The sequence below is a fragment of the Chitinophaga silvisoli genome, assembly GCF_003412465.1.
GTDB lineage: Bacteria > Bacteroidota > Bacteroidia > Chitinophagales > Chitinophagaceae > Chitinophaga > Chitinophaga silvisoli.
Genome location: NZ_QTJV01000002.1, coordinates 398,439 through 411,160, shown reverse-complemented (window position 1 = coordinate 411,160; position 12,722 = coordinate 398,439). Strand labels below are relative to the sequence as shown.

Here is a 12,722-nt window from a genome sequence, read left to right as displayed (position 1 = left end):
ATAATAAACATAGCATTTGCAGGCATTAATCTACAGATCTACCGGCAGCTGGTACACCGTAAAAACCACTACCACCGGCGAAACTTTCCAGGCACGCATCAAAGGCGTACTGAAACTGGATGAGGATATCACCTCTACCAATCCTATCGCCGTAGGCGATATCGTAGATATCGTACCCGAAGAGGGCGATGCCAATGCAAAAAATGCAATGATTACCGACATCCAGCAACGACGCAATTACATCGTCCGCAGTTCCCCACATAAAAAAGGGAATGCCAAACACATTGTCGCTGCCAATGTAGACCAGGCCATGCTCATCTGCACCGTAAAGGAACCCAGAACCTCCAACGGGTTCATGGATCGTTTCCTGGTGACGGCTGCCGCCTACCACATCCCGGTCGTCCTGGTGTTCAATAAAAGAGACATTTACAAAGAGAAAGAAATAGACAGGTTTGCCGAACTGGCGGCCCTGTATGAAGACATTGGTTATACTGTAAAACTGGTGTCTGCCGCTACGGGCGACGGTGTAGAAGAACTGGAAGCCATGATGAAAGATAAAACCACCCTGATGTCCGGGCATTCCGGCGTAGGGAAATCATCACTGATCAACCGTTTACTACCTGGCCTGGACCTGCGTACAAAAGCTGTTAGTGGCTGGAGTGGCAAAGGATTGCATACCACAACCTATGCAGAGATGTATGACCTGCCAATAGGTGGTAAGCTGATAGATACGCCGGGGGTAAGAGAGTTTGGGATAGTGGATATTGAAAAGCCGGAGCTGTCACATTATTTCCTTGAAATGCAACCTTATCTTTCACAATGCCAGTTTAATAACTGTCTGCATATCAATGAGCCTGGCTGTGCTGTGAAAGCGGCGGTGCAGGCGGGAGAAATAGATCCGGAGAGGTATGTGAGTTATGCAACGATTCTGGAATCCATGAAAGAAGAGAGCTATTAGGGCATTTGAAATTAAAGGAAATAAAAGCCCCTGATTTTTCTGAAAGGAAATACCTTTTTACAATTTCCTAAAATGAAAACCTATTTAAATGTTTTCCGAAGGAAATCCCCCTCAAATTTCACTACCTGCTAATGCCTGTTCTTCTTATGATGCTTCCCCTGCATCTCATCCAATATCTTCTCAGCACCCCAGTTACTCCTCGGTTGCGGACACCCCGTCTTCCTTGTCCTGCAGGAACTCAGGCCCAAAAGCCCAAGCACGAACACGCAAATAATGAACGTACGTATCATTAGAATACCCTATTAGACATTTGTTTGGAAGAATGCTTATTCTGCTTGATATTCCTGTTAGAATAGTAATTGCTGCTGGGACAGCCTTTCTGCTCTGATTGACAGCTGATAGCCATAATGCTACCCAGCACGAGGAGTAATAATAATTTCTGCATAGGGTAAGGATATTAAATGCAAGATAATTAAAATATGTCACTTATATGTTATGCATTTACCGCTCCCGGGGCATAGGTATCCCACATTCACCAGGTTGAACCGGCAGCTAAACCTGGTGAACTGCGCTTTCATCAACAAACAACTTATTTGCCTTCTTCCGGCAGATCTTTGAACCAGCTGGAATACAGGATATAATTATTCGCGATCCTGTTGATCTCCCCGCCTATCAGTGACTCACTGATATTCTTCACCTTCTTCGCAGGCACCCCTGCATAAATAGCGCCTGCTTCTACCTGGGTATTTTCCAGTACCACAGCGCCCGCAGCAATGATTGTATTACTGCCGATGTGCACATTATCCATCACAATAGCGCCCATGCCAATCAGCACATTATCTTCTACCGTACAGCCATGTACAATGGCATTATGGCCGATAGATACGTTATTGCCAACAATGGTCTTGGTCTTTTCGTAAGTAGCGTGAATGCAGGCACCGTCCTGTACATTTACTTTATTCCCTAAGCGGATGCTGTTTACATCGCCCCTGATCACAGCATTGAACCAGACGCTGCACTCATCTCCCATGATCACATCACCCACGATAGTCGCGTTTGGGGCTATAAAACAGTCCTTCCCCATTTCAGGCATTACTCCTTTTACCGGCAGAATGTATGGCATTACTATATGTTTTGCCGGCAAATTAGCACTTACAATTGATTTAACTCATGCTCCGGATCAGGCACACTTACAGTCTTGTAGTTTGAATGAAATTTCAACTGCCAATAAAAAACACGCTATCCCGCAGGTGCTTAAGAAAAGCTCCCTGAACACACAAAACGGAATCATTCCAACCACAACCAACCTGCACACTTATTAATACGCATGGGCATATCATTTTCGTATTTTTGCAGGCAAATGAATAACAGGCAACTTTTTTTAAGACACGTAGCGCAGTTGTCAGACGCGCCCTTAGGAATTGAGATGGTGAAGGCATCAGGCATGTACATGTGGAATGTGGATGGAAAGAAATTATTGGACCTGATAGCAGGGATTAGTGTATGCAATGTAGGGCATTGCCATCCGGCAGTAGTAAAGGCCATACAGGATCAGGCAGCAACCTATATGCATCTCCTGGTGTATGGGGAACTGGTGCAGTCGCCCCAGGTAGCCTTTGCTACCTTACTCACACAACATTTACCAGCTTCTCTGGATAGTGTATACTTTACTAATTGTGGTTCTGAAGCGGTGGAAGGTGCCATGAAACTGGCCAAACGTTTTACCGGCAGAACAGAAATTATAGCATTTGAAAATAGTTATCATGGTTCTACACAGGGAGCCATGAGCATTATGGGCGATGAAGAGTGGCGGAATGCATACCGGCCCTTACTGCCCGATATCCAACACCTGAAATACAATACCTGGGAGGCAATAGACCGCATTACAGAAAGAACGGCCTGTGTGATTGCTGAAACAGTGCAGGCAGAGGCCGGGGTCATTGTACCACAGCAGGAATGGATGAAGGCATTGCGGGAAAAATGTACCCAAACAGGTACCTTACTGGTACTGGATGAAATTCAGTGTGGCCTGGGTAGGAATGGTTCGCTCTTTGGCTTTGAGCAGTTCGGTGTAGTGCCTGATATTCTCCTCCTGGGAAAGGCCCTGGGTGGTGGTATGCCAATGGGCGCTTTCATTGCCAATAAAGAGATCATGTGGACGCTCACCAACAATCCAGTCTTAGGCCACATGACCACCTTCGGCGGCCATCCCGTTATTTGTGCAGCTGGTATGGCAGGGTTCAAAGTCTTGCTGGAAGAAAAACTAACAGATACTGTCAGGGCAAAAGAAGCCTTGTTTAAAAAATACCTCGTCCACCCTGCTATCAAAGCAATCCGTTCCCAGGGCTTAATGATGGCAGTAGAACTGGAAAGCTTCGCCACTAATAAGAAGGTGATCGATGCCTGCATTGAGAAAGGAGTCATGACAGACTGGTTCTTATTTGCACCGCAATGCCTGCGCATTGCGCCTCCGCTCATTATCACAGAAGAAGAGATCAGGTTCGCCTGCGATACCATCCTCGAAGTTTTAAATACGCTGGCATAAGCAATCACATTGTATTTACCTTTTGCAGCTATTTTGCCTGGCGGCAAACCACTGCACCCAGTGAAGATTTTAGAAAATTGAGAAAACAACTTTCTAAAATCTTCACTTTTTTATTTTGTATTTCCAGCCTAAACACTAACTTTGAATTCCAAAGTACTTTAGTATGACCGATCAGCAACACCTGAACACCCTAAGTGATATCAAGCGAATCATGGATCGCAGCAGCCGCTACATCTCCCTCAGCGGCTTAAGCGGTGTATGCGCTGGCATCTCCGGCCTGGTAGGTGCAGCCATCGCTCACAGCTGGATCCGCGACTACTACACCCGCTGGGAAACCTCCGGCATCTTTGACAAACAGGACTTCAACATCCTTAAAATTAAACTCACCATTCTCGGCCTCATCGTCATGGGGCTCGCCCTTGGCGGAGGTACCTACTTTACCTGGCGAAAAGCCAGGAAAGATGGTCTCCCCATCTGGGACAAAACCGCCCGCAACGTCTTCTATAGTGGCCTCATCCCCATGGTAGCCGGCGCTGCATTCATAGCCGGAATGGTCTACAATAACCTTGAAGTACTCGTTGCACCCGCCTGCCTCCTCTTTTACGGACTGGCACTGGTCAACGCCAGTAAGTATACATTCGGAGATATCAAATACTTTGGGATCGCTCAAATCATACTGGGGATAATCAATGTTTTCTATTTGCGTCGCGGGCTGTATTTTTGGGCCTTCGGTTTTGGTGTATTACACATCGTATACGGTGTGATGATGTGGTGGAAGTATGAACGCAATGCCAGCGCAGAAGACTAATCAGTCCCCTGACAGCATAGCTTCAATTATTGAACTTTTTGAATCCGGTAAGCAGTGGCCATAAACAATCCCATAGGTAATCTGAATAAAATTTTCGACAGCAGGATCCGTCTTGGTGTTATGAGCATACTTATGGTCAACGATGAAGTCAGTTTCAACGATCTTAAACAGATGCTGGAACTCACCGATGGTAACCTGGCATCACACCTGAACACCCTGGAAGAAAACGGCTATCTCAAAGTCCACAAAGGCTTCATTGGCCGCAAAACAAATACAACCTATCAAATCACCAAAGCAGGTGAAAAAGCCTTCAAAGGTCACCTCGCTGCACTCGAAAGTATGATTCGATCTATAGAGTAAATTTTTTTTATCCCTATACTTTGAAATACAAAGCACTTTAAAATAACATACCATGGAACAACAACATCTTGCAAATGCAGGACAGGAGAGCCATTCTCCTGCCCCAGGGGAAGACTTTTCCAATGAAAAACCTTCCTTTATGAAACGATACGCTTACGCCATCAAAGCGTTCACCATTTTTGTACTGGTCAACCTGCTCCTCATTCCTACCAATCAGATCATGAACCTGATCCAGGAAAGAGAACAACGGAGTGATGAAGCTACCGTCGAAATCAGTAACAAATGGGGCGGTACCCAAACCTTCACAGGCCCCATCATCATTGTACCTTACATCGATACCCCCAATCACCGGGCTTATGCCCTCTTCCTGCCGGATCAACTAAGCATCAATGGTGAACTCCTGCCCGAAACCCGCCACCGCGGCATCTATACAACCGCTGTATACAGTTCTCACTTACAGATCAGCGGCAACTTCGCAGCAATTAATTCCGATATCCCGGCAGACCGCTTCCTGGTCAATGAAGCCGTGATCGCCGTGGGTGTCGATGACCTGAGAGGTATCAGCAATCAACCCGAACTGCAGCTCAACGGGCAGTCACACATCTTTAGCCCCGGTGTCATGATCCGAAGCGTGTTCCACAACGGTATGCAGACCAGGATCCCACTCACAAAAACTGACAGCGGCTGGTCAGCAGGTAGTTTTACAATCAACCTCGACCTCCGTGGCTCAGGCGTACTCTACTTCTCTCCCGTCGGCAAAACCACCGAAGTCAATATAAAATCCAACTGGGCCAATCCCCAGTTCGATGGCGCATTCCTGCCTGTTAAATCCAGCGTTTTGCCCACCGGCTTTACTGCTGCCTGGCAGGTATCTCACCTGAACCGCAACTTCCCACAGGCGCTCACCACCCAAAATGAAGTGAACCTGCGGACCGCGGATTTTGGTATCAAACTGTTCCTGCCAGTCGATGGCTATCAGCAATCTACCCGCGCTGTTAAATACGCTATCCTCATTATCGGCCTTTCATTCCTTGTTTTCTATTTTATTGAATTACTCCAGCGCTTCTCTGTGCATCCCCTGCAATATATCCTGATCGGGTTTGCCCTTTGTATCTTCTATACCCTGTTAATCGCCCTCGCGGAACAGCTGAACTTTAACACTGCCTACCTCATCGCCAGTATTATGACCATTGGCCTTGTTACTGCATACACAACAAGTATCTTTAACAACTTCCGTATTGGCGGAGGCATAGGTGGGGTATTACTCATCCTCTATGGGTTCATCTATGTCATCATTCAATCCGAAGACCAGGCATTGCTGATGGGTAGCCTGGGATTATTCATTATACTCGCTATTGTAATGTACTTTAGCCGTAAGATCAGGTGGAAAGAGTTGAAAGGCCATGAATAATTGGGCATGACTATACGGCTTGAACAAGATTGCTTTAAACATATGAGTTATCTCAAAAAACGACTGCGCAGTTTTGGATTTGCGATTGCTGGTATCATCGCCTTTGTACGTGCTGAACCACATGCCCTGCTGCATTTTATTGCAACGATCATCGTTGTGGCGGCGGGCTTTTATTATCACATTACTGATACGCAGTGGATGATCCTGCTCCTGGTGATAGCATTGGTATGGATCACCGAAATGTTAAACACCGTGCTGGAGAAGGTAATGGATCACGTAGCACCCGACTACCATCCCCGTGTGAAATGGATCAAGGATGTAGCGGCAGGTGCCGTATTAATAGCAGCCATCATCGCTATCATCATCGGTGCCATTATCTTCGTTCCATTAATATGCTAAACTGTCCCAAAAATAAAAAAGCTTCTGCCGCAAGGCAGAAGCTTTTTTATTGCAATATTATCAGGAAAATTAGAAATCAACCCCCATACCGAAATACCAGATCGGACTTCCTCTAAAGAACGCTATCGCCGGCCATCCTGCATCTACTCTCAGGAAATACCCTGCAATCGTCGTTCTCGCACCAAATCCATAACCAGCTACAAAGGGGCCGAGGAACCCATCCTTCACCTTCACAGTCACCGTTCCATCACTACCATTATAATAAGTATAATTCGCATCCTTGAAGTTCAGCTTACCATTCCACGCTGTCCCAATATCAATGAACTGTGTCAGCTGGAAGTTCCTCAGCAGCGCAGAGTTTATCGGCCTTTGCAGGAAGGTCGCAAACACCGGCAAACGTAACTCCGAGTTAAACACCATCACGTTATTACCATTCCTTGCATTCTGCTTATAACCACGCAGCGGCGTTGCCAGCGTCTGGTAAGCATAACTTGCATTCGTAGCTACCGGTGTCAGTGTATTGATCTTAGGATTCAGCCAGTTGTCCGTACCACCTAAATAGTACAACAGCTTCCTGTCACCCCATGATAAGTCGGCCGCAAAACGGGTCGCCCAGATAAAGTTGCGGTAGATAGACTCATAGTGACGGGCATCAATTCCCATGTTATAAGTAAATCTTCCCTTGCCGGTAGGATCCGTTGTATTGAATGCCTGGTTCAGGTTACCCGCTACTTTGGCCCATGCTTCACCATAGATCTTATACCTTGTACCATGCCAGATGTTCACAGCAGGATTGATGGTATTATCATATACATATTCCAGGCGGGTCAGGATATTTTTATCCTGGTAAGTAGGCCATTTCAGTGAGTTCTGATCAGAAGCCGCAATCACAAATCTGTCAACACGATACCCTACCTGCAGGCGGATACTTCTTGCTTCGTCAAACGGATATTTTACCTCTCCCTGCCACAGGTTCGTCTTCAGCTTGGCAGGATAATCAATCAGCACTGTACCTGTGCTATCCACACCGATACCGGTATACTTGGCCACCTTACGGTAGTAAGTGAATTTATAATCAAAACGTTTTTTCAGGTAAGAAGCAGAGAGGTAGTATTCTGTACCATCCAGTGAAGATGGGATACGGAAACCACCGTTGATCTTGATATCTTCCATCAGATCACTTACCCCCAGGCGGATCAGGCCATTCAGTGGATCTGACAACTGGATCGGGCCGCTAGGCTGACCGGTAAAGGTCTGGTACCTGTTCACCAGTATGGAGTTATCCAGTTGCAGGATGAGGTAGTCAGACGCAAATTTCCATTTATAAGGCAGCAACTTTGCTTTCTTCAGTATTGATTCCACTGGCAGTTTAATCGGATTACCATTGCCTGATACATCGGCAGTAGCATTATTACCTGCAGGGTTATTGAGCGTCGTATCCTTTGGATCGTTGGCGAACTCGCTCTGGAAGAAGTCATTATGTTTTACCGTATCCTTCTTAGGTGCGTTCTGGTAAATAGGCAGGCCCAGCCTGATACTATCCTGGTGCATTACATAAGCACGGTAAGCAGTAGGACGATCACTCACATTACGCTTTTTCAGTGCAATGGTATCTACTTTCAACTTTTGCAGGATCTTATAGCCATACTGCTGAATCACCTGGGATACCTCGCTCTGATCGCCGGCACCTCTTGTTTCCTTGATCCCATATGAATAGTTGCTCAGTGGGAAAGTATAAGTAGAGTCTTTCGTAATAGATACAGCCATTACACTATCAGGTGCATTGGTTCCATATTCCTGCAGGGCAGAATCCAGTTCCAGCGGATCAGGATTGTGCAGGATCTCATTACCTACAAAGAAGAGGGAGTCAACTCCGGCTCTTTCCGTTTTGAAGAAACCGGCATAACGGTTACGGATACCGTTCGCGTCGGACACGAAGGTAAAGTGAGTGGTGTTATATTGAAGCGGGTTACGTGCATCCCCGTATTTCATGTTAGACAGCTGTGTGATCTGCTTGTCCGCACTCTTGTTCCAGTTATCCACCAGGAAGATGTTGTAGTGTCCGGCAGGCAGGGTGGTATCGCCACCTTTAGCAGTAGGTGAAGGCCTGTTGGAAGAGAAGATGATACCGCTCTTACCAGGGAAGGCTACGAAAGATGGATCCAGGTCATCATACACATCGTTCGTAATCTGCTCGATGGAATTCTTGGCAATGCTGTATACGTAGATATCAGTATGACCATTCTTCACAGCAGAAAGCAGGAGGGAGTTATCGAATTCAAAGAAGTACTTCATATCGATCACCCTGTCAAATTTGTTCAGGTCGTACTTCATCCTGGTCCTGGTGATCAGGTCGTATACCATCAGTTTGGTCATGCCTTCTGACTCGTATACGATCGCCAGGCGGTTACCTTTCTGGTTCCACGCCAGCAGTGGGTAGTTAGGGTCCATTTGGTTGGCCTGCATCCGTACCCCGTTTTTCAGCAGGGTGGTAGGATTGTCTTCACCTGTCTGCAGCTGTACCTTGTAGAAACCTCTGTTATATGAAATGACAGCAAAGCTGGCATTTTTAGGATTGGCCTGGAAGCGGAAGTAATCAGTCTTACCCAGTTCTTTCACGGCGATAGTACGGCCTTTGGTCGATTGACGACGACGGCGGTTATCATCCTGATAGCGTTTGGTATTGTATGCGAAGAAATCTTTCAGGGCAGCTTTTGGTTTCGTGTTCAGCACCTGCTCAAAGCCTCTTTTCAGACCTCTGTTGATACGGGAAATATACATGAGGTAAGGAACGGCATCTTTACCATATTTACTTTCTACATAATACCAGAATGCATGGCCAGCCAGCAAAGGCTTGTCATAGGCAAACTGGTAGAAATCTTTGTATTTGTTGGACTGGATAGCATCCTTGAGCTGATCGTCGAGGGTTGTATTCCAGTTTTCCGCAGCATATGCAATAAATCCATCTGTGTACCACTTTGGAAAATCGATCAATACAGCGTTGCCTGCGAATTCCCCGATATCTTCTCCGAACAGGAGATTCTCGAGCATTACGCGGGCAATACCCTGACGGATCAGGGAGCGCAGGTGTTCATGATCGCCATCAAAATATACAATCAGCTTATTACCCACCAGCTTGGTTACACCACCGGTATTTTGCCAGTCTACGCCAATGCCTATATTGGATTGTTTCATTTCTCCAAAGGAGTTGTAAACAATGATATTGACCTTCTGACGGAAGGTGAACTCCATAAACTCTTCCAGCTGGGGTAACTCCTTTTCTGCAACCTGAGCGACGTATTTCCCCAACTCAAGACCGTTTTGGCTGAAATAAGTATTGAAATGGCTGGTTTGATAATAACGCCATTTAAAGTTCTTATGCTGTATGCGGTTTTGTCCAAATTCCACGCTATTCGTCTGCGCCATGAGGAGAAACGGGCCAAGTAATAGGGTACCGGTAAATAATAACCTGGTAATAAGTCTGTTCATACAGAAAGTATTGATAATATTGCGTTCTTAATTAAAAGTAACAAAAATCGGTAACAATGCTTGAAATCAAACATTTCACCTTTAATCCGTTTCAGGAAAATACCTATTTGCTCTTAAACGAAAAAAAGGAATGTATAATTATAGACCCGGGCTGTTATTTTGAGTCGGAAAGAAAAGAATTACTAACATATATCGAAAAAGAGGGATTAAAAGTTACCCGGCTGCTAAATACGCACTGCCATCTGGATCACATTTTTGGCAACAAACTGGTGGCGGATACGTATGGTGTAGGGCTGGAGATCCACCAGCTGGATGCAGTGGTACTGGAGCGTTCACCGGAATTAGGCCAGATGTATGGAGTACCATTTGAGGCTTCTCCCGCTCCCGCCCGATACCTGGAGGATGGCGAAAAGATACAGTTTGGGGACAATGAGCTGGAGGTGTTGCTGACACCTGGACATTCTCCCGGAAGTGTATGTTTTTACTGTGCAAAGCAGCAGTTTGTGATAGGCGGTGATGTGCTGTTCTACCAGAGTATAGGTCGTACTGACCTGCCTGGTGGTGATCATCAAACTTTACTTAACAGCATAGAGACGAAATTGTTCGTATTGCCGGATGAAGTGAGCGTTTGGCCCGGTCATGGAAAAGAGACGACTATAGGGTATGAGAAGCAGCATAACCCTTTCCTATAAACCCGCCGTTTTTGGGGAATGGCGGAGCCATTCCCCAAAAACCGGCCTGCGAAAAAAATCGGCCAGTGCAAAGCACTGGCCGATTTTTTTCGCTTATAATTTCGCTACATACTTCCCAACTACCGGCAACCTCCCAAACTCCTTCTTTTCCATCTTCAACAGGAACCACACATACCCAAAGAACAACACCGTCGCCACCAGTAAATTCCCCGGCTTCGCCGCATACACATCCCCGGGTGACAAAATCGTCCTGTTCAGCAAATCAAATAAATAATACACCAACACCGCACTTCCTATATAAGTAATAATCTTCGGCAAATGATAAGGAATCGGGTAATGCTTCTGCCCCCACGCATAGCAAATAGCCATCTGGATAAAGTAGCACACCATGGTAGCCAGCGCCGCACCAAAATACCCAAACACCGGGATCCACCACCAGTTAAAGAAGAAAGTCGCCGCCGCAGTGATCAGCGTAATAATCGCCCCACTCCTCGTCTTATCCGTCAGCTTAAACCAGATCGTCAGGTTATAATAAATCCCCAGGAACATATTCGCCAGCAACAACACCGGCACAATCTTCATACCCGGGTAATACACCGGCTTCCGCAGGAAGATCTTCCATATATTCAGATAAAGACTCACGAATAAGAACATAAAACACAGCAGGATTACAAACAATTTCATAATTCTCGCATAGGTTCGCTGCGGATCCTTCCCCTCTGCCTGCTTAAAAAAGAAGGGCTCCGCACCTAACTTGAAAGCTTGTATGAACATCGTGATCAGGATGGCCAGCTTATAGTTAGCCGCATAAATCCCAATCAGCTCTTTCTTCACCTCCATATTATTCCCGGGCAGGAACTCCGGCAGGAACCAGGCCCTGTCAAAGGTTTCATTCACCATCCCCGCCATCCCAAAAATGACCAGGGGCAGTGAATAGTGGAGAATCTTCTTCCACAACGCAAAGTCAAACTTCGCCCGGATCTTCAGCAACTGTGGTAAAAATAACAATAAGGTAACCCCACTCCCCAGCATGTTGCTCAGGTAAATAAATCCTACCTGGTTGCCGGTATTCACCACATTAGGAGCAAACTTAGGCAATACGACCAGGAAAAAGATGTTGAATAAAATCGTAGTGAGGATCCCTGACAGGCGGATCATCGCATATTTGATTGGCCGGTTCTCCAGTCGCAGCTGTGCAAAAGGAATCGCCGTGAGCGCATCAAATGCCATAATTAACACCACCCATGTATAAAACCAGGGATGCCCTTTCAATCCTCCCAGTGTACCCAGGTAAGAATTGACGACCGTTCCCTGCATCAATAGCAGCAGTATGGTAAAACCAATCGTCGTAAAAATAAGGGACAACATAGATGTACTGAGTACCTCCGCCTTATTCTCCTTCTTTGCAAAGCGGAAGAAGGCAGTCTCCATCCCATACGTGAGAATAATATTCATGAAAGGTACATAGGCATATACTGTAGACATTTCCCCATATGCCGCCTGGGTCATTAATTCCAGGTAAAGAGGTGTCAAAAAGTAATTCAGCAACTTACTTGCAATGTTACTAAAGCCGTAATAGATAGTCTGTCCTGCCAGTGATTTAATACTACTCAATGCCCTGTATTTTTACCAAAATTAACTATTCCAGCCCTTTCCGGCGAAGCTGTTTTTTGTCAGATTGTTTTTTCTTCAGATTCAGCCGCTTTTCTTTGGCAGCCCGGGAAGGTTTGGTCGCGACACGCTTTTTAGGCCGGATCATCGCTTTCTGCACCAGCTCGTTCATTTTTTTAATGACCAGCTGTTTGTTGCCCAGTTGGCTCCGCTCTTCCTGGGATTTTACCTGGAGCAGGCCTTCACTCGTGAGTCGGTGGGCTAATTTTTCTAAAACAAGGGTTTTCTGTTCCGGGGTTAACAATTGGGATGCGGCTACATCAAAGTATCCCTCTACCATGGTTTCTACCTTGTTCACATTTTGTCCGCCTTTACCTCCGCTGCGGGCAGTTTGGAAGGTAATCTCGGGCGTGAGATCGAGGTTCATTTAAATTAACTTTTCTTTATAA

At 46.1% G+C, this 12,722-nt stretch carries 11 protein-coding genes and 1 pseudogene; 7 read left to right on the top strand and 5 right to left on the bottom strand.

Translation table 11 applies throughout. The features are described 5' to 3' along the window. The first annotated feature begins 16 nt into the window (after nt 1-16). Complete coding sequence (rsgA, locus tag DXN04_RS07760) at nt 17-958, top strand: ribosome small subunit-dependent GTPase A (RefSeq protein WP_116852759.1); 942 nt, start codon at nt 17-19, stop codon at nt 956-958. Nucleotides 959-1,247: 289 nt separating this feature from the next. Here the strand turns inward: rsgA and DXN04_RS34745 are convergent, their stop codons facing one another. Both DXN04_RS34745 and DXN04_RS07755 read right to left on the bottom strand, forming a co-directional pair. After that, entirely contained in the window at nt 1,248-1,403 is a 156-nt protein-coding gene (locus DXN04_RS34745) for a hypothetical protein (protein ID WP_158568898.1), read from the bottom strand. Nucleotides 1,404-1,547: 144 nt separating this feature from the next. After that, nucleotides 1,548-2,081: a gamma carbonic anhydrase family protein gene (locus tag DXN04_RS07755; RefSeq protein ID WP_072358442.1), complete on the bottom strand. Its 534-nt coding sequence runs from the start codon at nt 2,079-2,081 to the stop codon at nt 1,548-1,550. A 237-nt stretch (nt 2,082-2,318) separates the two neighbouring features. Here DXN04_RS07755 and DXN04_RS07745 point away from each other — a divergent pair, with 237 nt between their 5' ends. The 5 genes from DXN04_RS07745 to DXN04_RS07725 all read left to right on the top strand — a co-directional run bounded on the left by DXN04_RS07745 (nt 2,319) and on the right by DXN04_RS07725 (nt 6,481). Then, complete coding sequence (locus DXN04_RS07745) at nt 2,319-3,503, top strand: aspartate aminotransferase family protein (protein ID WP_116852757.1); 1,185 nt, start codon at nt 2,319-2,321, stop codon at nt 3,501-3,503. A gap of 163 nt (nt 3,504-3,666) precedes the next feature. Then, a complete protein-coding gene (locus tag DXN04_RS07740) occupies nt 3,667-4,311 on the top strand; it encodes a hypothetical protein (protein ID WP_116852756.1) in 645 nt (214 codons plus the stop codon). Nucleotides 4,312-4,365: 54 nt separating this feature from the next. After that, nucleotides 4,366-4,671, top strand: coding sequence for a winged helix-turn-helix domain-containing protein (locus DXN04_RS07735; protein ID WP_262512450.1), 306 nt, complete (start codon nt 4,366-4,368; stop codon nt 4,669-4,671). A 52-nt stretch (nt 4,672-4,723) separates the two neighbouring features. Next, the gene (creD, locus tag DXN04_RS07730) at nt 4,724-6,082 is read left to right on the top strand and encodes a cell envelope integrity protein CreD (RefSeq protein WP_116852755.1); all 1,359 of its coding nucleotides are present in this window, start codon (nt 4,724-4,726) and stop codon (nt 6,080-6,082) included. A gap of 42 nt (nt 6,083-6,124) precedes the next feature. Next, nucleotides 6,125-6,481 carry a diacylglycerol kinase family protein gene (locus DXN04_RS07725; protein ID WP_116852754.1) on the top strand — a complete coding sequence of 119 codons (357 nt, stop codon included), beginning with the start codon at nt 6,125-6,127 and terminating at the stop codon, nt 6,479-6,481. Between the two features lie 69 nt (nt 6,482-6,550). On the opposite strand, the gene DXN04_RS07720 is transcribed toward DXN04_RS07725, so the two are convergent. Next, nucleotides 6,551-9,970: a hypothetical protein gene (locus tag DXN04_RS07720; RefSeq protein WP_233525531.1), complete on the bottom strand. Its 3,420-nt coding sequence runs from the start codon at nt 9,968-9,970 to the stop codon at nt 6,551-6,553. A gap of 56 nt (nt 9,971-10,026) precedes the next feature. Between DXN04_RS07720 and DXN04_RS07715 the strand changes: the two genes are divergently transcribed. Further along, entirely contained in the window at nt 10,027-10,662 is a 636-nt protein-coding gene (locus tag DXN04_RS07715) for an MBL fold metallo-hydrolase (RefSeq protein ID WP_116852752.1), read from the top strand. 93 nt (nt 10,663-10,755) lie between these two features. Here DXN04_RS07715 and DXN04_RS07710 read toward each other — a convergent pair whose 3' ends face one another. Further along, complete coding sequence (locus tag DXN04_RS07710; RefSeq protein WP_116852751.1) at nt 10,756-12,276, bottom strand: lipopolysaccharide biosynthesis protein; 1,521 nt, start codon at nt 12,274-12,276, stop codon at nt 10,756-10,758. A 25-nt stretch (nt 12,277-12,301) separates the two neighbouring features. Beyond that, nucleotides 12,302-12,700 (bottom strand): annotated as a pseudogene (arfB, locus tag DXN04_RS07705) (alternative ribosome rescue aminoacyl-tRNA hydrolase ArfB); the annotation flags it as partial. Nucleotides 12,701-12,722: the final 22 nt, after the last annotated feature.